This is a genomic window from Mucilaginibacter sp. cycad4, from assembly GCF_034263275.1.
In the GTDB taxonomy this organism is placed as follows: Bacteria; Bacteroidota; Bacteroidia; order Sphingobacteriales; family Sphingobacteriaceae; genus Mucilaginibacter.
On sequence record NZ_CP139559.1, the window covers coordinates 693,046 to 719,176 of the forward strand.

14 protein-coding genes and 2 tRNA genes are annotated in these 26,131 nt (G+C 42.8%); 10 read left to right on the plus strand and 6 right to left on the minus strand.

All coding sequences use genetic code 11. The features are described from left to right. The first annotated feature begins 151 nt into the window (after window positions 1-151). The 9 genes from SNE26_RS02930 (at window position 152) to SNE26_RS02970 (ending at window position 19,566) form a co-directional block, all read left to right on the plus strand. The gene (locus SNE26_RS02930) at window positions 152-4,249 is read left to right on the plus strand and encodes a two-component regulator propeller domain-containing protein (protein ID WP_321557886.1); all 4,098 of its coding nucleotides are present in this window, start codon (window positions 152-154) and stop codon (window positions 4,247-4,249) included. A gap of 325 nt (window positions 4,250-4,574) precedes the next feature. Then, window positions 4,575-13,130: a LamG-like jellyroll fold domain-containing protein gene (locus tag SNE26_RS02935; protein WP_321557887.1), complete on the plus strand. Its 8,556-nt coding sequence runs from the start codon at window positions 4,575-4,577 to the stop codon at window positions 13,128-13,130. Window positions 13,131-13,141: 11 nt separating this feature from the next. After that, window positions 13,142-14,071, plus strand: coding sequence for a PorP/SprF family type IX secretion system membrane protein (locus SNE26_RS02940; RefSeq protein ID WP_321557888.1), 930 nt, complete (start codon window positions 13,142-13,144; stop codon window positions 14,069-14,071). 132 nt (window positions 14,072-14,203) lie between these two features. Further along, window positions 14,204-15,670, plus strand: coding sequence for a glycosyl hydrolase family 28 protein (locus SNE26_RS02945; RefSeq protein WP_321557889.1), 1,467 nt, complete (start codon window positions 14,204-14,206; stop codon window positions 15,668-15,670). Between the two features lie 324 nt (window positions 15,671-15,994). Next, the gene (locus SNE26_RS02950; RefSeq protein ID WP_321557890.1) at window positions 15,995-16,753 is read left to right on the plus strand and encodes a hypothetical protein; all 759 of its coding nucleotides are present in this window, start codon (window positions 15,995-15,997) and stop codon (window positions 16,751-16,753) included. Between the two features lie 265 nt (window positions 16,754-17,018). Next, window positions 17,019-17,285: a helix-turn-helix domain-containing protein gene (locus tag SNE26_RS02955; protein ID WP_321557891.1), complete on the plus strand. Its 267-nt coding sequence runs from the start codon at window positions 17,019-17,021 to the stop codon at window positions 17,283-17,285. Beyond that, window positions 17,282-17,599, plus strand: a complete 318-nt coding sequence (locus tag SNE26_RS02960; RefSeq protein ID WP_321557892.1) for a hypothetical protein — start codon at window positions 17,282-17,284, stop codon at window positions 17,597-17,599. The genes SNE26_RS02955 and SNE26_RS02960 overlap by 4 nt, the downstream gene beginning before the upstream one ends. A 399-nt stretch (window positions 17,600-17,998) precedes the next feature. Next, window positions 17,999-18,550, plus strand: coding sequence for a BfmA/BtgA family mobilization protein (locus tag SNE26_RS02965; RefSeq protein WP_321557893.1), 552 nt, complete (start codon window positions 17,999-18,001; stop codon window positions 18,548-18,550). A 41-nt stretch (window positions 18,551-18,591) separates the two neighbouring features. After that, complete coding sequence (locus SNE26_RS02970) at window positions 18,592-19,566, plus strand: DUF5712 family protein (RefSeq protein WP_321557894.1); 975 nt, start codon at window positions 18,592-18,594, stop codon at window positions 19,564-19,566. Between the two features lie 695 nt (window positions 19,567-20,261). Here SNE26_RS02970 and SNE26_RS02975 read toward each other — a convergent pair. From SNE26_RS02975 to SNE26_RS03000, 6 genes are all read right to left on the minus strand, one after another. Further along, window positions 20,262-20,924 (minus strand): zeta toxin family protein, encoded by a 663-nt coding sequence (locus SNE26_RS02975; RefSeq protein WP_321557895.1) that lies wholly within the window; start codon window positions 20,922-20,924, stop codon window positions 20,262-20,264. A 2-nt stretch (window positions 20,925-20,926) separates the two neighbouring features. Next, entirely contained in the window at window positions 20,927-21,175 is a 249-nt protein-coding gene (locus SNE26_RS02980) for a hypothetical protein (RefSeq protein ID WP_321557896.1), read from the minus strand. Between the two features lie 130 nt (window positions 21,176-21,305). Further along, entirely contained in the window at window positions 21,306-22,535 is a 1,230-nt protein-coding gene (locus tag SNE26_RS02985; protein WP_321557897.1) for a site-specific integrase, read from the minus strand. 244 nt (window positions 22,536-22,779) lie between these two features. After that, window positions 22,780-22,864 (minus strand) — tRNA-Leu (locus tag SNE26_RS02990). A gap of 54 nt (window positions 22,865-22,918) precedes the next feature. Next, window positions 22,919-22,991: transfer RNA gene (locus SNE26_RS02995), tRNA-Gly, on the minus strand. Between the two features lie 123 nt (window positions 22,992-23,114). Beyond that, window positions 23,115-23,597 (minus strand): regulatory protein RecX, encoded by a 483-nt coding sequence (locus tag SNE26_RS03000; RefSeq protein WP_321557898.1) that lies wholly within the window; start codon window positions 23,595-23,597, stop codon window positions 23,115-23,117. 60 nt (window positions 23,598-23,657) lie between these two features. Here SNE26_RS03000 and SNE26_RS03005 point away from each other — a divergent pair, with 60 nt between their 5' ends. After that, complete coding sequence (locus SNE26_RS03005) at window positions 23,658-26,120, plus strand: bifunctional UDP-N-acetylmuramoyl-tripeptide:D-alanyl-D-alanine ligase/alanine racemase (RefSeq protein ID WP_321557899.1); 2,463 nt, start codon at window positions 23,658-23,660, stop codon at window positions 26,118-26,120. Window positions 26,121-26,131 lie beyond the last annotated feature (11 nt).

Below are 26,131 nucleotides of genomic sequence, written 5' to 3' on the forward strand. Positions count from 1 at the left end.
GTTCATTTTTTAGTAAATGGGTTTAATGGTTCGGACAAAAAGCGGCGAATAATTATGCCTTTTTCCTTAACTTGTGTTTGTGTTGATTATAAAGATTGTTGTTGCAACATTTCATTTTGAGCCACTGTAACCCTATTAAACGGAATTCATAATGCCCTGTCGATCTCTTATTATTTTTGTTTTTCTCTTCATCGCATTTATAAATCCGTCTTTCGCCCAAAATCTCGGTTATTTAGGTTTAGAACAAGGATTATCCAACAACTCCGTAACCAGTATTTATAAAGACAAATATGGTTTTATGTGGTTTGGCACGTTAGACGGGTTGAATCGCTTTGACGGTTATAGTTTTGCAAAATATAGAAAAAGAGTTCGTGATCCGTATAGTTTGAACGATAACACTGTATATAGTATAACCGGAACCCCCGATGGTAAATTGTATGTAGGAACATCGAAGGGGCTTAGCATTTTAGATTATAAAAGTCTGAAATTTTCAAATGCAAGCTATATATCTGCAAGTTTGCCTGATCGTTCTGTTTTGCCTTTTAGTACTTGGGTACTGTGTTTAAAGGCCCAAAAAGACAATGATGTTTTTGTGGGATCGATTGGTTCGGGCTTATTGGTTTTGAAACACTCTTCTATGGTATTGCATCAAATACCTTTGTATGATAATGCTGTTTTGCGGACAGATTATAGTGTCGAATCACTTAGCTTAGATAAAAACTCCAACGTTTGGCTATTAAGCAGAGGAGTTGGTTTATGCGTTTACAATTCCAGATTGAACCGTGTTGAGATTGTCAATTCAGCTATAAAAAACGGAAAATGCATGACGTTCGACTCAGGCGGGAACCTGTGGATAGGTACCAATGTAGGGCGGCTATTTAAATTGTATAAAGGTACCGACAAAGTAGAGCCTTTTGACATTCCAGGTGGATTGACCGTTAACCGTATCATGGACGTCTGTTTCGAGGATGGCCGTGTATTATGGGTTTCAACGGATGGTGACGGACTGTTCTCCCTAGACATTGTTGCGAAAACTGTATTAAAGGCCTTCACGCAATCTGAAAAATCTTTATTAAGTAATGCAATAAGTACAATTTTTATTGACAAGGAATCGCGAAAATGGATCGGAACGATTAGAGGGGGAGTTAACATTATTGACCAAAAGAAGGATATTTTTAAAACAGTCAAAAATGAACCTTTTAACAGTAATAGTTTAGCTCATAACACGGTTTTTTCGTTCTGTGAAGATGGTGATGATATCTGGATTGGGACGGATGGCAAAGGGATTAGTATCTGGAACAGGAAAACCAATAATTTTAGGGAGCATCTTTTTAAAGTCGATAAAGATCATTTAGGGGCCAATCAAATTCCATCGATAATAAAAGACGATAAAGGCAATGTTTGGATTGGATCATATGGTTCTGGGGTTACCAGGTTTAATAAAGCAACTCAAACATTTGAAGAAGTTCAGTTTCAGCAAAAGAACATGGGAAGTATATATGCTTTCCGGTTATTTATGGATAGGGAAAACGATATTTGGGTAAGTTGTCTCAGAGGCCCTTCTGCACATAATATAACAAAGGGGTTGTATAAATTTGATAAAACAAGCAAGCAGTTTAAAAGTGTTCCGTATGCTGTTTATAAGGATATATTTTCCATTGCAGAAGATCACTGGGGTAACCTGTGGCTTGGTACGGTAAATAGTATTTTAAAGCTCGACAAGAAATCCGGAGCAGTTATCCAATATCACATAGGTAGTTGTGTAAGAGCCATTAAAATTGACAAAACCGGTAATGTATGGATTGGATCACAGGGGAGTGGTTTATGGAGATTAACACCAGGAAATAGCAAATTTTCGGTTTATACTGAAGAAGATGGCTTGCCCAATGACGGTATTTTAAATATAGAGGAAGATAACCAGGGCTATATTTGGCTGGCAACTAATAATGGTTTATCCAAACTTAGCCCCAAGCAATTAAGCTTTGAAAATTATCATGCTGATGATGGTCTTCAGTCAAATCAGTTCTACTATAATGCTTCGGCGAAATTAAGCTCCGGCGAATTATTATTCGGCGGCATAAAAGGCTTTAATGTGTTCAACCCATCTGTCATTAAAGCAGATAAAAATTTCCCGGCCCTAACTGTTACAGGTGTCAATGTTTTAAATACCTCCATAACAGCACAGAGTGAGTATGTTGATAATGCTTTTGATATTCAGGAGGTTAATCGTATTTCGTTACCATTCGAGAAATCATTGTTTTCGCTCGAATTTGCAGCTTTGGAGTATACGTTTCCTGAAAAAATACAGTATGCCTATATTCTAAGAGGAAAAGACAAGGCCTGGAATTATATCAAAAACGGAGTTCGGTCTATCAGTTATGCAAGTTTGATGGACGGTAGTTATACACTCGAAATTAAATCTACCAATGCGTCCGGCGTTTGGAATCCCCGAAGCCGTATGGTCAGGATTACTGTTTTAGCTCCGTGGTATCGAACCTGGTGGATGTACTGCCTCTATCTGACACTTGCCGGAGGGGGGGTATATACTTATATTCGTTATCAAAGGCAAAAAGATTTTTTTAAATATAAAGTTAAACTAACTGCTCTTGAAGCGGTCAAGGAGGCTGAATTAAATGAAAAACGAATATCGTTTTTTACAAATGTTGCTCATGAACTAAGGACGCCTTTAACCCTGATAGTCAATCCGATAAAAGACTTGCTTAACAGCGATGGCGTAAATATTCATTCTGTTGATGTGGGCGCTGTTTACAGAAACACACGGCGGCTTTTGAGCCTGGTAGATCAGTTATTGTTATTTAAAAGCGCCGAGAACGAGGTATCTGAGCTAAAGCCCGAGATATTAAATTTAAGTGAACTGTGCAATGAAGTGTTTTTATGTTTTAATAACCAGATAAAGGCAAAACACATCAAATATCATTTTGATAATGTAACAAACAGTTTGCCTGTTTTTGCCGATAGGGAGAAAATCGAGATAGTGTTGTTTAATCTTTTATCTAATGCGATTAAATATTGTGGCGAAAAGGGGAGTGTATCTTTTGTTTTAAGGGATGGTGTTGATAGCGTTTCGGTGTTAGTGAAAAATACAGGGCCTATCATCCCCCCTCATGTTGGAGATCAATTATTTGATAAGTTTTTCAGGCTTAATCACCGTAAAGAATCGGCGAGGAAAAGTGGTTTTGGTATTGGCTTATTTGTTTCCAAAAAAATTGCAGAAATGCAAAAAGGAAGCTTAACCTATACGAGTGATGACGAGGCAGGAACGGTGTTTACTTATCAATTGCCAAAGAACATGGATAACATTTCTCCGGATTTTCGAAACGAAAAAAAATCTTCCGATGCTCATCTATTTGGCGAACTGTATATTGATTTTCCGGAGCCTGCATCTAAAGACGAAAAAACCATATCAAAAAGTATGGATCAGGTTTTCAGCGATGTTGTCGAACGAAAACCTAATGTCCTTGTAGTGGACGATAATACTGAAATAAGGAATTTTCTTGAACAAATTCTTCATGATCATTATAATGTTTTTAAAGCAGAGAACGCCGAAGATGCCTTCAACATTGTCAGAAGCAAAGAATTAGATATCATAGTATCTGATATCGTTATGCCCGGAATAAGCGGTGTAGAGTTTTGTTCGAATGTTAAAGAATCAGATGAGTTCAGCCACATACCTGTAATTCTGCTTACCGGAACGACATCACCGGAGATTAAACTTAAAGGTATTGAATGCGGTGCAGATGATTATATCACAAAGCCGTTTGAAAGAGAATTACTTTTAGCCCGGATTAAAAGCATATTAAAGGGACGCGATTCATTAAAAAAATACTTTATTAATGATGTTACCCTTCAAAGTAATAACGAAAAGGTTTCTGAGGAATATAGTGCTTTCCTGAAAAAAGCAACTGAGATTGTTGAGCTGCATCTTAAGGATAAAGATTTTAATGTAAAAGTATTAATCCTGGAAATGAGAATGAGCAGATCGAATGTGTTTAGAAAGGTTAAATCTATCTCGGGCCTATCTATCAGCGAATTTATCCGTTATATCCGGCTTAAAAAAGCAGCTGAACTGATGATCAAAACAGATATCCAGGTTAAAGAAGTTGCGTACGAAGTTGGTATCAATGATTCCCGCTATTTCCGGAAACAATTTCATAAGGTTTTCGGAATAAACCCTTCAGACTATATTAAAAAATATCGCCGTAATTTTTTAAAAGCGCCGGGGAGTTAATATATAACGTTGCCAAATTCGGCCACTCTTTTTATCATAGTTTCACTCAATTTTCTGATCTCCTTTCTGCTTGATATATCAACAGGCATTGGCGGGCCATGTGCTTAAATCGCACCGCATTGGCATACATAATATAACCGGTCTCCAATGCTGTCAAAATTCAATTTGCACGGCCTGATTTACCAAGCGGTTGACTGATCAACTGTCGTAATTAAATAATAATCTTTTTTTACCGAAATCTCTAAAGCAAAGAGTATTTAATCAATACATCATCAGTCATATATAAAACTTTTCATGAGTTTCTAACCTAAGTTAAAACCCCGATATGATGAAACATTTACTTGACCAATTGAAACGGATAAGGCAAAGAAAACCCGTTTTTCTTTTACTAACCAGTATCGGCCTGATTCTTTCAGGTATTTCACCTGTGAAGGCACAAACTTTTGTACATCCCGGTGTGGCCTTTAACTGGGCCGACCTGGACCAGCTCAAAGCCAATATTACCAAAGAGCCCTGGCTTTCGGCCTACAATACATTTAAGAGTGACTACCATTCCCAACTAAGTTACTCTCCTGCTGCGCCGCAGCAAACCGTAACCCGTGCTCCCGATTTGAATAACGGACAATGGAAGAATGATATGATTGCTATCCACAACCTGGCGTTTATGTGGTGGTTTACAGGAGATTCAACTTATGCCCGAAAAGCTACTAATATACTTGATGGCTGGGCGGTAACCAATACCACCTGGGGTGGAAATGAATCTATGCTGGATATTGGCGACTATGCCCAGTATTGGGGCGTAAGTGCCGAAATACTCCGCTCTACTTTTCCCGGCTGGACCGCGGCCAATACACAGCATGTAAAAAATTATTTTGCTAATGTATTATTTCCAACTTCCTGGGTGCCTGGTCCCTTACGCGACCAGAACAAAGGCGCTCTTCAGTTAAAAATAGCCCTGGCTGCGTCCGTTTTTTGTGATGATGCCACCCGGTTTAATCAGGCAGTGGAAGTTTACAGGATGGATGCCGGGGGAGGCATGCGTAATTCACTGCCCAATGGCGAAGTTGGGGATGCAGGCCGCGATGATCACTGGCGCGTGCAGGCAGCTGCCCTGGCCTGGGGCGCAGAAGTTGCCTACAAGCAGGGGATAGATATGTTTGCCGAACTGGATAACCGGGTATTGGCAATCGGCGAGCTTTATCATAAATACGCCTTTGACGGAGCTACCATGACTTATATCCCGTTTGGGGGATATGCAAGTTATTGGACCAGCTGGGGGATTCAGCCCGGAGCAAGGGCCGGCGATATGACCAACCTCATTTACAGCGCTTATAATGTACGTAAGGGGATAGCCACCCCCAATACCGACAGGATGAGGGCCGCATTGATGCAGTCCGGGGCCACTAATTATTCTCCGGCCGGTGGTGACTTTTTATATCTGAAATCATCCGATACATCAACCGCACATAGCTTATCCCCTGTATATTATCCTGCCGATCATGTGCAGGCGGTCAGTAACTTAACCAATATAGATATCGGCAATACCGGATTGGCAGGCAGTGCCACCTACAATAACGGGATCTGGACACTTAAAGGTGCCGGCACATCCACTAGTACAGCCTTCAGCTTCAATTTCAAAAAAGTTAGCGGCGATGCCGGCCTGGTGGTAAAAGTCGAGAATATGTCGCTCACGAGCGGCGGTTGCGGCGTTATGTTGCGCGAATCGCTGGCGCCAGGTTCAGCTTTTTATGATCTGTTTCTTAACGCTACCGGCGGCGCCGGCAGGCACTGGCAGCCCAAAGCACCCTGGTGGTTAAAAATTGAGCGCGTAGGCACCCGCATATTTGTGTATCATACACAGGATGGTGTTAACTGGACTAATGATGGTTGCTGGTATTCTGCAACAGGTTTCCCAACTAATCTTTATGCCGGATTTTATACTTTATCAAATAATGCTTCGGCATTAAATACTGCCACATTTAGTAATGTGGCCTTTAGTCAAACCGCACCTACCGGATCTCCGGAGATCAGCAGTGCCACCACAGCAACAGTTGCCATTGGTGCACCGTTCAGTTATAGCATCATTGCCAGTGCTAATCCATCTTCCTATGGTGCCAGTGCTAATCCATCTTCCTATGGTGCCAGTGGTTTACCTTCGGGGCTTAGCATTAATACCGCAACCGGCGTCATTTCCGGTACGCCTGCTACAATAGCACAAAGCGAAATTACCATAGCTGCTACAAATGCCAGCGGAACAGGCACAGCAACGCTTATACTAAACGCGATCAATAACGAGGCACCGGCTGCACCGGCTTCTGCTGCCGCATCGATAGTTAACACTTCACAAATTAATCTCACTTGGGCAGCTTCTGCAAACGCTACGAGTTATTCGGTAAAACGGTCGTTAACCTCAGGAGGAGCTTATACAACGATCCAGGCGGGAATTACAGGTACTGGCTTTACAGATGTATCTCCTGTACCGGAAGTGAATAATTACTATGTTATTACAGCCCTTACGGGGGATAAGGAAAGCGGTAATTCAAATGAACTTTTTGCTTCTGTCCCTCCTGCAGCCCCGGCACAGCCAACTGTGGTTAATAAAAACAACGAAGTTGATCTGAGCTGGAACAATGCTTCAGGAGCAGCTACCTATAATGTAAAAAGGGCAACAGTGAGTGGAGGCCCTTACACTACAGTAGCCAATGTGTCAACTAATTTGTATGCCGATATCAATGTAAGTAATGGAAGCCCTTATTATTATGTCGTTTCTTCTGTAGGCGCCACCAAGGAAAGTGCTAATTCGCCGGAAGCATTTGGCGTACCTGGCGCAAACTCATTTACATGGAGCCCAACAGCCATTACAGATTCGTTGAACCTTGCAGGCAACTGGGTTGAAAATATAGTTCCGGTAAATCCGGCCATTTTAACTTTTGGTGAAACACGTGATAGCACATTAACCAATAATATTACTGGTTTGGTAGCCTCAAGAATTCAGTTTGGCACAGATGCCAACGCAAATAATACCATCTCCGGTAGTACCCTGACATTGAAGAATGACTTGGTTAATAACTCATCAAAAACTCAGACTTTAACCACCCCTATACAGCTAACTGATCAGCTAAATGTGAATACCACAGGCGATGTTGTTCTGAATGGGGGGATGAGCGGTACTGGTTCTTTAATGAAATCAGGGGCAGCTGTTTTATACGTTAAAGGAAATAGTAACAATACCTATTCAGGAAACACCATTATTGTTAGCGGTACTGTAGCGGCAGCGGGCATTGGAACCGGAACAGCGAGCAATCCTACAGCAGGGCCTTTGGGTGTAGGCAAAGTTCAAATGAATGGGGGAGCGCTGCAAGCTACAGCCGGTGCCGATCTTTTATTGTATAACGACATCCGGGTATTGCCCGGAACCAGTTATATGTATGAAGACGTTAATGCGATAACTCTTTACGGAAAGCTATTAGGCTCTGGTACCCTGCAGCATGACGGAAATGATTATGCCGGCCTTAATCTCCTGGGCGACAACAGCCAATTTACGGGCACCTTTATTTCAAAGCTGAGAAGTGGCAGGCAGAGAATACGTTTTGGAGTGCCTGAATCGGGAAGTGCAAATGCAACCTGGCTGTTAGATGCTAATGCCGTAGATTGTCAAGGTATCGGTTTTGCAAATGGAACGTTAAACTTTGGTGCGCTTAATGGCCGTGGTTATATCCGGGCCGATGCTGGCGGTGCACCTGTTATCAGTATTGGCGCCCTTAATACTTATTCCAGTTATGGCGGAACCATTAACGCTAATGGCAGTGGTTTGACTGTCGTAAAGATAGGCACAGGAATTTTAGAAATGTGGGGCAACCAGGCCTATGCAGGAACTACTACGGTAAAAGGCGGGAAATTATTATTAAATAATAATGCAATTAATGGCGTTTTTGGCAGCCCGATAACTATAGAAGCAGGTTCATTGGGAGGCTGGGGATTAAGTCAGTCGTCGGCTACACTTGGAACAGGATTAGGCACAGGCGCGATATTGGAACCCGGGTTTTTAAAGATCGGTAATTTAAGTGTTGCCAGTCTTACCTTAAAATCTGATGCTACCTACCAGGCCGAACTTAATTTAGGTACAGGTGCTGGCGATAGCGTCACGGTTAAAACTATAACGTTAAATAATCCGCAACTTCAATTAATTCCTATTACGGGTACACTTCCATCAGGCACTTCATATACCATTGTCAACAATACCGGCACCGCGCCTATCAACGGTATATTCAAAGATCTGCCTGAAATGTCACTTATTTCGGCAAGCGGCTACAATTTTCGTATCACTTACAAAGGTGGAACTGGTAATGATGTGGTACTGCTTGATGATCGTACCATACCTGTTGCTGTTACCAGCGCATCAGCAGATACAGCACTGATTGGCCGGTCATTTACGTATACCATTACAGGTATTAAATCGCCAACTAGCTTTGCTGCTACCGGCCTTCCTGCAGGTTTAAGCTTAAATACTTCTACCGGTGTAATATCCGGAACTCCAACTACGCCCGGGCTTTTCTCTGTTTCTTTGATCGCTTCAAATCAAGCGGGGGCAGATACAGCCGCCTTATCATTAACAATTCTGAGCACTACGGTAGGGAGCGTTATGGTTGCCTCCGGCGATGCGAAGGACATTATCGAATGGAACCCAATTCCCCAATTTAATTACAATGTTAAACGCTCAACTACATCGGGCGGAACTTATACTACCATCGGAACTGTTTCGGGTACAAAGTTCACGGATACGAATGTGAGTAACGGAACTACGTATTACTATGTAGTAGCTGGCGTAGATAGTATAGGCGAAAGCCCTGTTAGTGCAGAAGTGGTAGCGACACCAAATACAGGGCAAATGACCTACCTCAAATTTGATGAAGCAAGCGGAACATGTAGCATTGACAGTTGGGGGGCAAACCACGGAACATTAGCAGCTACTGCAAGCCGAAGTGTTGGCAGAAGCGGACAAGCACTTAAACTGGACGGAACCGCTACATCTTATGCTACCATGCCAACAGGTATAGTGAAGCCTTTATCCGATTACACGATATCCTCATGGGTGAAAATGGATGCGTTGGCTAACTGGATGCGTATTTTTGACTTTGGGACAGGAACATCCAAGTACATGTTTTTATCCGTGCAAACAGGAACTGCCGGGCAGGTACGTTTTGGGATAAAGAACGGAGGTACAGAACAAGGCTTAACATATAATTATGCCGTTCCGCTTAATACCTGGACCCACTTTGCAGTTACCCAGGCGGGCAGTACTTTTAGCATGTATATTAACGGTTCTTTAGTTGCTACTACTACAGCTATTACGATCAAGCCTTCTGCTATTGATAGTACCACCCAGAATTACCTGGGTAAATCTCAATGGGGTGATCCGATGTTTAACGGTTCAATTGATGAGTTTAAAATTTATAGCAGGGCTTTAAGCGCATCTGAAATTGCTGCAGGTTATACAAGTCAAAGCATCACGCTGAATGCTATCGCCGCAAAATTAATGGGCGATGATGATTTTGATCCGGCTGCTACGGCTTCCTCGGGGCTTCCGGTAACATATACCAGTTCGGATACCACGGTTGCAAAAATTGTAGATGGTAAAGTTCATGTTTTAGCCACAGGAACTTCAACCATTACTGCTTCACAAAGTGGAAATAATGTTTATTGGCCGGCAACATCACAAACAAAAGCGTTGTCTGTTGTCATTGCAAATAGCACTCCACCAACCACTTTAATTGGCAGGCCATTTACTTATACTATTACCAATAAGCCACTCAGCAATTTTGCTGCAACAGGTTTACCTGCCGGTTTAAGCATAAATGCCGCTACCGGTGTAATATCTGGTACGCCAACTGTATCCGGTACTTTTCCTGTAATCTTAACTGCCAGCAATGGAAGTAGTACAGGTACGCAAACCATCACGTTAACTATACAGAGTATTGTAGTAAGCAATGTTATTGTTGCTGCAGGTGATGCTAAAAACATCCTGGAATGGGGTGCTATTCAGGGATTTACGTATAATGTTAAGCGTTCAACAACATCAGGCGGGCCTTATACTACTATCGGAAATGTGAACACTAATAAGTTTACCGATACCAATATTACCAATGGAACTACTTATTACTATGTAGTTGCTTCGGTTGATAGCGTAAGGGAAATGTCGCCGAGCACGGAGGTTGCAGCATTACCTAATGTCGGCCAGGCCAGTTACCTTAAATTTGATGAAACGAGCGGAACACGAGCCATCGACAGTTGGGGGGGCAATCACGGCACATTAGCTGCCACAGCAACCCGTAATGCGGGACAATACGGAACCGCTCTTAAATTGGATGGTACAGCTACTTCATATGCCACGCTTCCAGCGGGTATTGTGAGTACGCTAAATGATTTTACCATATCTGCATGGGTAAGAATGGATGCACTGAGCAGCTGGATGCGTGTGTTTGATTTTGGGTTGGGCACTACGCAATATATGTTCCTTACGGTTCAGGCCGGTGTTTCAAGTGGTAAGTCTATTATTCGCTATGGTACCAGGAACGGTTCGCCTGCAGAACAGAACCTTAGCTATAATTATACGTTCCCATTAAATACCTGGACCTACCTGGCGATAACAAGGGCCGGAAACACCACCACGATATACATAAACGGTACATCTGTCGCTTCATCAACAAACATCACTATTAAACCCTCAGCGCTTGGCAATACCACGCTTAACTACCTGGGGAAATCTCAGTTCCCTGATCCGATTTTCAATGGGTCTATCGATAATTTTAAAATATACAGTAGAGCGTTGAATTCCTCAGAAATAGCTTCAGATCTGTTAGGCGATCAAATTATAAATTTTGCCGCTATACCTGTCAAATCTGCAACAGACGCAGACTTTGCTCCCGGTGCTTTGGTAACTTCGGGCCTTCCACTAACATACACCAGTTCAGACACTACAATTGCAGCTGTTGTTAACGGGAATGTCCATATTAAAGCAGCCGGCACCACGGTCATTACCGCTTCCCAGGCCGGAAACACTGCTTACAAAGCGGCGACGTCAATAAATCAAACACTCACGGTTCAAAAAGCGGCTCAAACTATCGCCTTCAACGTACTTCCGTCGAAAAATGTAAATGATACCGATTTTGATGCGGGTGCGGTAGCAAGCTCAGGCTTATTGGCATCTTATACAAGCGCCGATACAACGGTTGCAAGCATCTTAAATGGTAAAATTCACATCAAAAGAGCAGGTACGGTGAGCATTACAGCGTTGCAAAACGGAAATGCTACTTATCTTCCTGCAAGTTCGGTAAGCCAGAGCCTTACCATAAACAAACTGGCTCAAACTATTACTTTCAATTCCCTGCCCGCTAAAAGACCAGGCGATGCTGATTTTAATGTTTCGGCAACCGCTTCATCGGCCCTGCCGGTAAGCTTTGGCAGCAGTAATACAGGCGTTGCAACGGTAACCAACGGGCTGGTTCATATCACCGGCACCGGTACAACTATTATTACCGCCAGCCAGCCGGGCAATACAACTTATAAAGATACTACGCTTAGCCGGACATTGACGGTTATCCCGCTTAACCTGCAGGTACAATATCAGGACGGGGATGCCGGTCAACCTACCAATAACATTATCCGCCCTTATGTGAAGATCGTGAATGCCGATTCTGTAGGGGTGGCATACAGCGAATTAACTATGCGTTACTGGTTCACTGCCGAAAACTATGCCGGCTTTAATACCTGGATAGATTATGCCCAACTGGGGAACAGCAATGTAAAAATGAAATATGTTCCGTTGGATCAGCCCCGGAATGGCGCCCTGGGTTACATGGAATATAGTTTCACCGCAACAGGGAACCTGGGCGCTGGCAACAATACCGGGCAAATACAATCCAGGTTTGCCAACCAGGACTGGGGATTGTTGAACGAGGCTGATGATTATTCCTATCAAAGCAATACCGGCAGCTATGCCAACGACAGCCATATCACGCTTTACCGCAACGGGATGCTGATATGGGGAACCGAGCCGGCTGTTGCTGCGCCGATTACCAGCCTGAACGTGTTTTACCAGAATCAAAACACCGGTACCAGCGGCAATACTATCAGCACTTACCTGGCCATTAATAATACCGGGAATGTACCGGTAGCTTTTGGCGACATTACGGCCCGTTACTGGTTTACCAAAGACGGCACACAGAGCCTGAACTACTGGATAGATTATGCTAAAAAAGGCAGCGGTAACATCAGCGGTAATTTTGTGCCATTAAGTACTGCACTCACCGGAGCCGATACTTATTTGGAGCTTGCGGTAAATTCCTCAGTAGGGCCCCTTTATCCTTTAAGTTCATCGGGCAATATCCAGTATCGTATTACCAAAGCAGACTGGTCGAGCTTTAATGAGCTGAATGATTACTCGTACCTGGCCAAAGACGTGATGAAAGAGAATAACCATATTACTGTTTATTATAAAGGGCAGCTTATTTATGGTACAGAACCTTCAGCAGGCTCCATGTCATTAAAGAGTGCACCTGTGGCAGTAGCCCCGCCGCAGCGCGAGATAAGCAATGAAGGAATTATAGTACATCAGGGTCTTTCTCCTAACGGGGATGGTATTAATGATGTGCTGATCATAGACGGATTAACAGCCTATCCGGATAATAGATTAACGATCATGAACCGCAGTGGCGTTAAAATATTTGAAACGAAGGGCTATGATAACAGCTCGAAAGTATTTGACGGGCACTCCAGCATAAGCGGTGCCCTGCAACAGCCCGGTACCTATTTTTACACGCTGGAATATAAGAAAGGCGAAGAAAACAAACATAAAACAGGTTTCATCATCATTAAATACTGATAGCGCGTCATATGAATAAAATTTATAATGACACAATTCCCCTAATTGTTGCATTCAGCCTGTGCCTGTTACTTATAGTAACAGGCAACAGCGCTGTTGCACAGCAGCAGGCTTTCAGCTATACCCAGTATATGGATAACTTAACACCGTTTAACCCGGCCTATTCCCTTTTGGATAAAGCCGGATCAATTCATAGCCTGGCGCGCAAGCAATGGGTGGGGATAGACGGGGCGCCGGTAACCTACCTGATCAACGGGAACATGCCAATCGAATCTATCGACGGTGCCGCAGGACTGATCGTATTTAATAACCAGTTGGCTATAGAACATCAAACCGAAGTAAATGCCTATTTTGCAAAAGGGATTCAATTGGACCCGTACAGTTATTTAGCGGTATCGCTCAATGCGGGTGTACGGAGCTATGCGGCCAATTATTCTACATTGGATTCCTCTGATCCAACCTTCAGGAATGATGTAAGGGGAACCAAACCCAACATTGGATTTGGCGTAATCTATTATACCGGCTGGTATTACCTGGGGATCTCGGCACCCGAGCTCACGATAACCAGTTTGGGTACCGCATCTGTACAAAACAATTCCAATTTCAGGAGCCATTATTACTTTTCGGGAGCATTGCTGACCAATATCAACGAGGATATCAAATTTAAACCCGCAACATTGGTTGCCTATGCAAAAGGGGTGCCGCTTGTTGCGGATATATCTGGTACACTGTATATAAAAGAGACCCTGGGGCTTGGCATCAACTACCGTACCGATAAGACGATGGCAGGGATTCTTACATTAAATATAAATGCCTTTCATGTAGGGTACAGCTACCAGTTAGGTATCTCATCAGCCAACCTGGGTGGCTTTAATAATGCTACCCATGAGATATCACTGAGCTACCGGTTCGGTAGGTTAACGACTACTCCTTTGCTCTGAATAAGACAAATTCTTCCAAAATCTGATCCATAGACAGATCACGGTAGAGAATGCGAATGATTCTGTACATATTCCATGAGTATATGGAAAGAAATTACTCGTCTTAGTTAGTATAAAAGCTTCACACTTTACATGACAACCATTAAAAGAATAATTCGCCTTTCGCTTTCCTCAGTTATTTCACTTTGCTTTTTTATTATAATCACACCAGTTCGGGCAGAGAAAATTCAAAATCAGCTTAAAACTTATCCAGCACCAACCGGAGCGGTTCAAAACAACGATTTCACCGTTCAAGTCCGTCAACCAGATGGAAAATGGCAGGACCTTCCCGAATATCTTATCAAAGTTGACCGGGTTGTGGGCACGACTCACCAGGAGCAAAATTCCTCCCTGGCATATTTTGACTTTGCTGGTGAGGTAGAGGTATCAGTTACCTATAATAAAGGACCTGTTAATACGGCAAAAATAAGACCGTTGTCATATGATATTAAACATCAGTTAAAAGGGCACACGATCTTTTTCAAACTATCAAAACCTGCAAATCTTTCGATTGAAGTGAACGGTGATATCTTTCATAATTTGCAATTGTTTGCCAATTGCGTGGAAGACTTCGTTCCCGACCCGAAGGATCCTAACGTAATTTATTATGGCCCTGGGATACATGAAGTTCCAGGCGGAGAATTAATGGTGACCTCCGGAAAAACCGTTTATCTGGCCGGAGGGGCAATTCTGAAAGGAAGGATTTTAATTCAGCATGCGTGGGATGTAAAGGTTTTAGGAAGAGGGATCATCGAGCAAGCGCCGTTCAGGGGTGTAAGAATAGCCTTTTCTAAAAATGTGACGATTGAGGGAGTTATTTGCTCGCAATGTTTTACCGGGGGCTCGGAAAATGTGACCATTCGAAACGTGAAGGCAATCAGTTATTATAAATGGGGCGATGGCATGAATGTGGTATCCAGCAATAATGTATTATTTGATGGCGTATTTAATAGAAACTCCGACGATTGTACTACAGTGTATGGCACTCGTGGTGAATTTACCGGAGGCTGCAGAAATGTTACTATGCAAAATTCGACGTTATGGGCTGACGTCGCTCATCCTATCCTGGTAGGAACACACGGCAACACACCCAAACCGGACGTTCTGGAGCAACTCAATTATATAAATATTGACATTCTTGATCATATGGAAATGCAATATGATTACCAGGGCTGTCTAAGCCTAAATGCAGGAGACAGTAACCTTATCCGAAATGTGCGCTTTGAGAATATCCGAATAGAAGATTTCCGACATGGACAACTCGTGAATTTACGCGTCTTTTTCAATAAGAAATACTGCACCTCGCCAGGACGGGGAATCGAGAATGTGGTATTCAAAAACATCAGCTATAATGGTAACAATGCATCCACATCGATTATTGCGGGGTACGATGATCTGCATAAAGTAAAAAATATCTGTTTTGTAAACCTCATGATCAACGGGAAAGTGATCAGCGATCACATGCCTGCTAAGCCGGGATGGTATAAAACTTCTGATATGGCAGGCTTCTTCGTAGGAGAACATGTAGAAAATATTTCATTCACCACCAACAGCCAATAATCCTAAGGTTGTTTACTGCCTTTTCCCAACTTTAACTTTATGAAGGTGCCTCAGTTATGAAGCGCCTTCTTTGCAAAGAGATTTATTAGCCGCTTTGACGGATGGCACATACTCGTATTCTTGAGGGACCAGGCCATTAAACCAACTTTGAATGGGGTAAATCCACTTTTTCGCCTCTTCAAGAGGTGGGGCAAGATTCAATTTTCAAAAAAGGAGTCCGTAACAGGCCTCAAACCACTTATAATTGATGCCAGAATAATTTCTCTTTTTAAATCAGATAAACTAAAGCTATAATATATCGTTTATTTAGCTATATTAAAATTTATGCCTTCAGACACCTACTTCAAATTCCGTAGCCGTTTTGAGCTATTCCCGCACCGTTACGATATCGGATGGTTAATATTTACAGACAGAATTTTTGCGCTGAATTTCTTTCTGGATAAGATCTACAGAATAAGGGACAACGAGTATGCGCTATTCTATAATTATCAATTAGATTATTACCTAGAAGGTAACCCCTCACAGGAAGAAGCTTTTTTTGAACATGTTTATGATATCATAACAAGCAGGATCAAATACTATAAAGGCCTTAAGCCATCAGGTAGCACCTATGCCAAAGGATTGATTTTTACAGCTAAACTGGAAGTGTTTCTGGCATTCCTTAAAACCATTGATCAGTGGCATAAAACACAACCGTTGGAATCGGTCATCACCGATAAAAATAAACTGATCGACCAGTTAGAGACAAGAATAAAAGAACTGGAAAGTCAGGTTAAAGAAGCCGCTAAATACGAAGCCGGTGAAAAGATCGTGATTAGTAAAGGAGGCCTGCCGGTGTTTATAGATTTGGTTAATCAGATGAGAACATTGATCCTGCCAAATGACAACAAACTCGTCAATAGCCAAACAGAAAGCCCCTGGTATAAACTGATCGCCAAGAACTTTGTACATGGTGATAAACCCATCTCCATCGATACCGCCCACAACTATTTTCCTGCCGATAAAGACAATCCGCCGCCGAAATACACGATCATCTCTGAAAAAGACAAACTCTTCAAAATTATTCAGAAGCCTAAGAAATAGGCTTTTGTCTTTTCGTTCGTGACCAAACGCCTGCAATGGTCATTCATTTTGCTGTTTTAGCCCTCTCTTTTGAATCATTGTATTCAGTGGCCGGCATTTTATTGTTCCATTGAACGGGTTTAATAAAGAAAGGAGGGCATCACCGTGCGAAACTAAACAATATATAATAAAAAAATTTTGGGGGTCACCCTATTAAAGCCCCAAGCAATAAAATAGGGCTTGCTCAAATTTGGGCAAGAATTATACACGATAAAAATATATTAAAATGACAGCAATCGAATTGATCACCAGAGAGGATTTAAGAGAGTTTAAAAGTGAGTTATTAACGGAGATCAAACTACTGTTACAGCCTGGACAGGGGCAATCTAAGAAATGGCTAAAAAGCAATGAGGTGAGGAAGCTGCTGGGTATCTCACCCGGCACCCTGCAAAATCTTCGGATCAATGGCACACTACGTTTTTCCAAAGTAGGCAGCATCATGTACTATAAACTGGAAGATATCAACAAGATTCTGGAGGGTGAGGGCAAATGAAATTACAGAAGGAAATTGTTAAAGAACTGGCGGGTTATGCAAGCCTGGTCAGACGCATGGAAAAAGATAACCGGTTGTTGTCAACGCACCTCAGTTTATTTACGGGTTTGTTTGTCTGTTGGCAACGCAGTGGTTTTATAAGTCCGTTTGGTGTAACCCGGAAAACGCTCATGGCATTTTCCAAAGTCGCATCCATTGCAACGTATCACAAGTGTATCAAAGAACTCGATGAATATGGTTACATCCGTTATGAGCCGTCATACCATCCCAAACTCGGCAGCCAGGTTTACTGGCCTGCCCGTTGGGAAGTGTAGCCCGATACTTTGTATCTGTTTACCTGTATACCTGTATACCGGGCGATACTAATAGCTGTATATCGGAATAACTGGTTATTTCGATATATGGATATGCAAATATATAGATATAATAAATCCGGTGCAGCAAAAAGCTGCATCGGTAATGATTTGCTTCGCAAATCAGGAAGAAAAGCGGCGGTCGCTTCGCGAAAGCGGGGGGAGCAAGCGGAAGTTGGGCAGAGCCCTACTTTGCTTGCCCTACGCTTCGCTACGGGGGTTTTACGTATCCTCCGGGGATACTTTAGGGCGTTTCCACCTATGGGATAAAAGAAAACAGGATACTCTGCGGTATCCTTTAAATAAGAATAAAGGCATAATTGTATATACAGCTATGCCGTCAATTTGAAAACGATGAGTATGGAAGATATCAATGTGAGATCAGTAAGATACCCGGTCACGGTAGATCAGAAGTTTGAAAAGATCGCCCTTAAACTGGGCAGGACTAAGCGGCAGGTTTTTATCCAGATGGTCGATTACTTTTATAAAAGCAAGAAAGACCCACTGGACCTAAATGATGAGTTATTAAAAAATGCGCTGATGAAGAATCACCAGCAGTATATCGGATTTATCAGAAGTCAGGAGAACATGCTGCTCATTCCGATCAAAACTGAAATGGACAGGGTGGTTGTATCGCAAGTTAAGATCATCGAAAGTTTTAATACCCAAGTCCTCAAGGCGAATACGGATTTACTGAGTAACCAGCATGTGCTGGCGCAAAAGTTAACCGAAATAAATGCATTGATGGAAACGATCTCGAAAAGCCAAAAAAGTAAGGAGCATCTGAAAAAACAGTTTTTGTTTATCCTTGACGGTTATATCAAATCAAGGGAGGCTTTCGGGATCATGACATCGGGCCGGGAAAAAGATGAGCTGATCGCTGTTACCAAATCACAGGTCAGTTTGCTTTGATCATGGATTTTATTTTCGATTTGAGGTTTAGGGGACAACTTATGTTTATCAATATTACAGATAGTAAAGAAGCGGCGAACAAAGGCAGCAGCGCGGGGTTGGTAAATTACCTGGAAAAAGAAAACCGGATTGACCATAAGCAGGAACCTGAATATTGGTTCAATGGCCAGCAGATCAGGATCGAGCCTTACGAGGTCATGCGCAGTATCGACAATAATGTCGCCAAGCTCGGTAAAGACGATGCTAAGTTTTTCCTGGTCAATATTAGCCCAAGCCAGAAAGAGATCAGGTTTCTGAAAGAACAGTATGGCGAAAATGGTGCTAAAGAACAAATGAAGGGTTTCGCAGTCAGGGTGATGGATGTCTATGCAAAAAACTTTAACCGGGATGGTGTAAACACTAATGAAGACCTTTTATGGTTCGCCAAGCTGGAAAACTATCGTTATTGCAGCTATAATGACCCGGAAGTAAAACAAGGTTTGAAACAGCGGGGCGACCGTAAAGAAGGTGAGCAGATGCATGTGCAGGTTATTGTCAGCCGTAAGGATATAACCAATAAGATCAAGCTTAGCCCGATGAATACCTCAAGGGGAAAGAATGCGGAGCATTCTAAAAAGATGGGGCAGTTTGACCGGGTGGCATTCAAACAGAGCGGGGAATCTCTTTTTGACAGCCTTTTTGAATTTGACAGGCAGCTTAAAGATACCATGGCATACTCCAATGTGCAGAAAAACGGTGAGCTATCGCATCGGGAACAGCTGGGCATGTTAGCTGAAGGAGCTTCGCGGAATTATGAAAGCAGGTCGGTGGCTAATGAACTGGCCCAGGGAGTTGCGGAAGGCTTGTTTACGACAACGACCGGTATGCTTTCGGCAGCGGGTAAGACAGCGGCAAGTTTCCTGGAAGTGATGCTGGAACCGATGTACTCAGCAGGTGCTATTATTGTCCCGGAAAGCGAAACCGAGCAAAAGAAAAAACGAAAGAAAAAATCCCAGGGCCAGCAGATCTCGCATTAAATATTTAAATTTAAAAGCGTTTTTTCCATTTTTTGACTGACGTGAAAGGCCATGCGGCTGCGGCAGGCGGCTTCATTACACCACGCGCTTCGCTCCGGGTTCCATTACGCCGCCAGCCTAGCCGTCGCACGTGCAGGAGTGTATTCGTTCCTCATACGCACCTGACTTTCCAGCCCGCGGGGTATAGGTTAGTCACAGCACCGCAGCCACAAAGGTAGCTACGCAGGAAAACCGTCAAGGGCATGTAAACCACGGCTATCGCCGTGGCCCTTGACAGTTTTCCTGCTAACAGCTCCGGTTGTTTAAGCGGTGAATGACTTAGTGTGGTTGTAATTATTCGTGAGTCGGCTCTATCTGGACGATTTACCTTAATCAACAAAATATTTGTTGTAAACCTCTATTACAGCTTTCTTAAGTTCAATAGGTAAATCGCGTTGTGTTTTCCCAATGAGCTTGCCGGTAATAGCATCATTTGGAGCGGATTGAACACCATCAAATAAATCAAAGACGTCTTCGATTTCGTGAAGTTCAAAATAGGGTTCAAACTTTGTATCGATGGCGGCAAGTTCATTATCGTGTATAAAAGACTAGGTGACGCTGCCATGCTCTCGCCTTGTCAAATACAAATATAAAAATTGGTAAAGGAAGTCGACGGCCTCCTTATTTAAATGGACATACGCATTGAATCTTACCATTTAGCGCCGTCGCCCACGGCGATATTTATTATCGTCGTCTCGTTTCGGCAAACTGGGATTGAATTGCTTTACTATTGACGATATAACAGGCTTAGCCCACTTTGGCAAATCATTACTGACAAAAACAACTTGTCGGTTCTGTACGCTTAGTAGTAACCTTAGTTCGTATAAATTTTCACTGGCATCAATGAATTCCAGATTGTCGAAACGATCCGCGAAGTATTCAAAGTTTTTTAATCCTTCGATATAATTATAATGGATGCTACCTGTGTCCACAAAATGACCACCTCCCTTTACTCGTGCGCCTACACGATCCATGGATTGCTTAACATCGCTCAGCCCGATATAAACTATGTTGACAACATAGTCGTTTTCCTTGAACCGGTTTACGGTATTCATCAACGCGGCATCCCTGAAATTTGTTTCTACTGTAAAATCTGTTTTATTGTCTAATGCTTTCACTACACAGTCCAGAAAATATTGCTCAACTGCGTAAGAAACGCTTTCGCCTGGCAGGCCGGGATAACGTGCTTCAATCTTTGCAGCCTCTTTATCTGCATCAAAGATAAATGCACCGGCAGCGGATAAATCTTTTGAAAAGGTAGATTTACCTGCACCGTTCGGCCCCGCTACGATCAGTAGTTGCGGGTTGTCCAAGGTCATAACTAAAGGATTTTGATCAGATGTGCTGCACCTTTATCATCTATTTGTACCAGCTCTTTTCTATCGCGATACTCATGTACCATGTAACTGGTATCGGGACAAACGAATTTATCGTAGTAAGTGAGATAACCGTTCCTAGTGAATGTTTCACGCTTAACGGCGTCAGCGGTCGGACGAAGCCTGTCGGACAGTTCCTGTGCGGATAACTCAAATATCGATTTGGAGCGTACATCTTTTACTGTGCTGCGCATGAGTTGTGGTAATGTTGTCATACAAAAATAACTAAAATAATTTATCTATTTGAAAGGGTTTGAAGCGTTATAAGGATATCCAATTGCCTTAGCATTTTTTGAATTATTATAAATGCTGTTTATTTTATTATTAACCTATCTGCTTGCGTTTAGCAATTAGCTGGTTGATATCATCGCTAACTTTATTATCAGTCAATTTCGCATAATGTTGCGTCTGTTTAATGGATGAGTGTCCCAGTATTTTTGAAACTGTTTCTATAGGCACGCCATGATTCAGTGTAACCGTAGTAGCAAATGTATGCCTGGCGATATGGAATGTGAGCGGTTTATCTATGTCGCAGGTATCTGCTATTTCTTTCAGATAGGAGTTCATCTTTTGGTTGCTTAAAATAGGCAGGAGCAATCCGGTTACAATGCATTTGGGATGTTTTTTATATTTTTCAACAATGGCTAAGGCTTCAGGCATTAGTGGCAATCTGGTCGCAGTGCCTGTTTTCTGTCGGTTTGTAAATATCCATAGTTTTTTATCGATGCCAATATGAATTTCGTCGGCCCGCAATTTTTGAACATCCGTGTATGAAAGACCGGTATAGCAGCTAAAAATAAAAATATCCCTTACGCTTTGCAGGCGTTCATTTTTAAAGTTTTTTGTCGCGATGGCATTTAATTCGTGGTCAGTCAAAGCCAGGCGCTGAACCGGCTTTTTAGTGAATTTGAAATTTGCGAAGGGATCAGATGGTAACCACTTGTTTTTAACAGCAATCAGAACAATCTTTTTAAAATTGGACAGGTATTTCATGGTCGAGTTATGGTTGCACTTCTGAATGCCCTTTAACCAGAAATCAAATCCCGCTATAGTTTCATGATCTAATTTTCTAATGTCAAGATCTTCTGTGCCATATTTCCACGTCAGGAAAGACTTTGTATGCTCCAGCGTTGTTGCATATCGCTTGATGGTATTGCGTGCAAATTCCGTCCCCTCAAGTGCTTTCAACTGTTGGTTATGCTTATTAAATACTTCAATGATTGTTCTTTTTTCTTCGTCTGTCCCCATCATGTTTCTTTTTATGGCCTCAGATGTTAGTTCCTTATCTGCTTCCATCAGTCGCCGCTTAGCCTGATAAACCTGCTGCATAAGTGCATCCAGGAAAGAATTTAATTCCCTTATGGTTTCTTTGCTGCCGGTTGATCGTCCGGTCTTTGCATTCCAGGTGGCGGTGTGACATTTTCTTTTCGTAGACAGTTCACTGGATTTACCATCAACCGTAATTCTCAGGTAGATAGGATAAGTACCATCTGGACTGTTTTTGGGTTTGCGCATGAAGAACATTAACCCGAAGCTTTTTTCCAACATAATCATTCAATAAAAAGGTTAAACAAATGTCGATTTTAATGGCTTTTTTATCAAGATGTTTAGGTGTTGAACATCTTGATATACAGTTGTTTGTAGGCTTTTCGTTGAACGATTTTCTTTGCTCTTGCGAGTTCAACGAATCGTTCAACTAAAACATGTGATTGAATGAATCTTTTGGCGGGGTTTTTAAACGAAAAGCCCCTAAATCATTTGATTTAAGGGCTTTTGAAGCGATTTTACTCTGCTTTTGTACTCAGAGCGGGAATCGAACCCGCACTCCGTTTACGGGAACAGGATTTTAAGTCCTGCGTGTCTACCAGTTCCACCATCTGAGCAGGTGTCTAACCTTTTAAAAATAAAACCCTTCTTTTTTAACAGGAAGGGCTTTGAGCGAAAGACGAGATTCGAACTCGCGACCCCGACCTTGGCAAGGTCGTGCTCTACCAACTGAGCTACTTTCGCATTGGTATTTTTCTCGCTTTGAGTTGGCTTCCGTTAACCGGCTGCTTATCTCGTTTGCGGGAGTGCAAATATAGGCAGAAATGCATACTCTGCAAGGAAAAATTTAATTTTTTTGAAAATAGTTTATAACTCGCTGTTTTTCAAAATATCAGATATCAGCTCAGCTTCAAATCCGCGGCCCATGGCGTACTGTTGCAGCTTGTACCGGCGCTTCAACTGGTTCTTTTCGGTTAGGGTAGCCTCTTTTTTTTGTAATAAGTGGGTTAATGCAGTCAAATAATCGTCAGGGTCAATAGTAAGGAGGACTTTTTTGATCAATACATCGGGTACTCGTTTAAGCTTAAGGCCCTGTTTAATTTTAATGCGTCCCCATGCTTTTTGGTTGAATTTACTTTTAGCATAGATCCGTGCAAAGCGTTCCTCGTTAAGGAAATTGCCCTCTATCAATAGGCTTATAATGCGTTCAACAGCCTCAGGCCATAGCCCCCACTCGTAAAGTTTGTCGCGTACTTCCTGTTGGGCTCGCTCCTGGTAGGCACAAAAGTGTTCGGCTTTTGCAAGGGCAATTTTCTCGTCGGTAATTTTAATTGATTTGGGCTGATCCATTTAAAAGCCAAAATTCGTTAAAAATTATTCTATTTGTTTTAATATCTCCAAATTAGCAACATGCCCAGTAACACGTACACTATAAGCGCTATAAAAAAGATCATCAAGGCAGATGGCAACATTGTTGAAGAATATACTATCAGTGCACTTTTTACCGATAGCCGCAGGATCAACAACCCTGCCGAAGGCTTGTTTTTTGCCCTGAGCGGCAGGCGAAACGGCCATGAGTTTGTTGCCGAAGCCTACGCAGGCGGTGTGCGCAATTTTGTGGTAGAACATGGTCCTGAGTTTAACCTGCCCGGTGCAAACTTTTTGATAGTGACTGATCCGCTGGTCGCCCTGCAAACATTAGCTGCTTATCACCGCGGCCGTTTTAGACTGGAAGTGATCGGTATTACCGGCAGCAATGGTAAAACTATAGTTAAAGAATGGCTTTACCAGTTGCTTTCGGCTGATAAAAATATTGTACGCAATCCCAAAAGTTATAATTCGCAAATTGGTGTACCGCTTTCTGTATGGCAAATCAACGACCGAAACGATCTGGGGATTTTTGAAGCGGGCATCTCCACTGTAAACGAAATGAATAAGCTGGAAGCTATCATTAAGCCCGAAATAGGGGTACTTACCCACATTGGCCCTGCGCATGACGAGGGATTTGAATCGCCAAAACAAAAGCTCCTGGAAAAACTTGGGCTATTTAAAAACAGCAGGCTGCTGATCCACAATTACGATCAGTTGATTGGTTATGAAAAAGACATCGCGACTAGAGAAACTTTTACCTGGAGCCGTAAATTTCGTGAGGCTGACCTGTATGTTTTCAGCGAGACAGTGATCTCCAAAAATTATTATTTCCGTGCCCGTTACCAGGGCAAGGAGATCGAATGCCTTGTGCCTTTTACCGACCAGGCCTCGGTGGAAAATGCCATTACCTGCTGGGCTACTATGCTGGCTTTAGGCTACAGTGCTGTAGAGGCGGATAAGCGCATCGAGCGCCTCGCCCCCGTAAGTATGCGCCTGGAGTTAAAAAACGGGGTAAACAACTGCTCGGTTATTGATGATTCATACAATTCGGATCTGCAATCGCTGGAGATAGCGCTTAATTTTCTGTCGCAGCAAAATCAGCATCAAAAAAAGACGCTGATCCTCTCGGATATTTACCAGTCGGGCCTGCAGCAGGACGTATTGTATAAGCAGGTAGCCGAATTGATCCGGGCTAAAAAGATTGATAAATTTGTTGGGGTAGGGGAAGCCCTGCTCAGCCACCAGCAATATTTTGACATAGCCCAACAGCATTTTTATGCCGATACCGCCACACTGTTACAGCAATTAAAGGCGCTCAATTTTAAGGATGAAACCATCCTGATCAAAGGTTCAAGGAGCTTTGAGTTTGAGCAGGTGAGCCGTGCATTAGCCCAAAAAGCACATGAAACCGTAATGGAGATCAACCTGAACTCCTTACTAAATAACCTCAATTTTTATAAATCAAAGCTTAAACCTGGCGTAAAAGTAATGGCAATGGTAAAGGCTTTCAGCTATGGCAGCGGCACTTTTGAGGTTGCCAATATGCTGCAATATAATAAGGTTGATTATTTGGCGGTTGCCTATATTGATGAGGGGGTAGCTTTACGGCAGGCTGGGATTAACCTGCCCATCAAGGTGCTCAACCCCGAAGCTTCGGCATTTGATAAGCTTACCGAATACAAGCTTGAGCCCGTAATTTACAGTTTTGGTTTGTTAGATGATTTTGTGGGTTATGCTTCGGCGCAGGGCATTACCGGCTACCCGGTTCACCTTAAAATTGATACCGGTATGCACCGCCTGGGTTTTGAAAACTATGAGATAGAAACCCTGTGCGATATGCTGGAGGCCAACCGCTATGTACGGGTGCAGTCGGTGTTTTCACATTTAGCTGCGAGCGAAGCCCCTGAACATGACGAGTTTACCAAAAAGCAGATCAAGCGCTTTGAAAAGGCTTTTAAGGAGATAGAACGCACGCTGGGTTATAAGGTGATCAAGCACATTTGCAATACGGCTGGCATTATCCGCTGGCCTTCGGCACATTATGATATGGTTCGATTAGGGATAGGTTTGTATGGGATCGATTCGTCGGTGCCGGAATCTGATGCAGGTTTGCAGCCTATAGCCAGTTTAAAAACGAGCGTGGCCCAGGTTAAAAAGATAGGAAAAGGGGAAACGATCAGCTATGGCCGCAGCGGGAGCCTTGTTAAAGACGGTAAAATAGCCACCATCCGGATCGGTTATGCCGATGGCTACCTGCGTGCCTTTGGCAAAGGTGTTGGCAAAATGCTGGTAAAAGGTACCCTGGTGCCAACGGTAGGCAACATCACTATGGATATGTGTATGCTGGATGTAAGTGGCCTTGATGTACGTGAAGGCGACGAGGTAATCATATTTGATGAGCACCAGCGCATTGAGGAACTGGCTAAGCAAATAGGCACGATACCCTACGAAATATTAACTAATATTTCGCAAAGGGTAAAAAGGGTGTACTTTTACGAGTAGAAATCAGGGGC

Excerpts from the sequence above, each read along its gene's own strand:
- SNE26_RS02960 (WP_321557892.1), top strand. The coding sequence starts at position 17,282 with ATGAAATTACAGAAGGAAATTGTTAAAGAACTGGCGGGTTATGCAAGC.
- SNE26_RS02935 (WP_321557887.1), top strand. The coding sequence starts at position 4,575 with ATGATGAAACATTTACTTGACCAATTGAAACGGATAAGGCAAAGAAAA.
- SNE26_RS03005 (WP_321557899.1), top strand. The coding sequence starts at position 23,658 with ATGCCCAGTAACACGTACACTATAAGCGCTATAAAAAAGATCATCAAG.
- SNE26_RS02945 (WP_321557889.1), top strand. The coding sequence starts at position 14,204 with ATGACAACCATTAAAAGAATAATTCGCCTTTCGCTTTCCTCAGTTATT.
- SNE26_RS02985 (WP_321557897.1), bottom strand. The coding sequence starts at position 22,535 with ATGATTATGTTGGAAAAAAGCTTCGGGTTAATGTTCTTCATGCGCAAA.
- SNE26_RS02965 (WP_321557893.1), top strand. The coding sequence starts at position 17,999 with ATGGAAGATATCAATGTGAGATCAGTAAGATACCCGGTCACGGTAGAT.
- SNE26_RS02980 (WP_321557896.1), bottom strand. The coding sequence starts at position 21,175 with ATGCGCAGCACAGTAAAAGATGTACGCTCCAAATCGATATTTGAGTTA.
- SNE26_RS02975 (WP_321557895.1), bottom strand. The coding sequence starts at position 20,924 with ATGACCTTGGACAACCCGCAACTACTGATCGTAGCGGGGCCGAACGGT.
- SNE26_RS02930 (WP_321557886.1), top strand. The coding sequence starts at position 152 with ATGCCCTGTCGATCTCTTATTATTTTTGTTTTTCTCTTCATCGCATTT.
- SNE26_RS02955 (WP_321557891.1), top strand. The coding sequence starts at position 17,019 with ATGACAGCAATCGAATTGATCACCAGAGAGGATTTAAGAGAGTTTAAA.
- SNE26_RS02940 (WP_321557888.1), top strand. The coding sequence starts at position 13,142 with ATGAATAAAATTTATAATGACACAATTCCCCTAATTGTTGCATTCAGC.
- SNE26_RS03000 (WP_321557898.1), bottom strand. The coding sequence starts at position 23,597 with ATGGATCAGCCCAAATCAATTAAAATTACCGACGAGAAAATTGCCCTT.
- SNE26_RS02950 (WP_321557890.1), top strand. The coding sequence starts at position 15,995 with ATGCCTTCAGACACCTACTTCAAATTCCGTAGCCGTTTTGAGCTATTC.
- SNE26_RS02970 (WP_321557894.1), top strand. The coding sequence starts at position 18,592 with ATGTTTATCAATATTACAGATAGTAAAGAAGCGGCGAACAAAGGCAGC.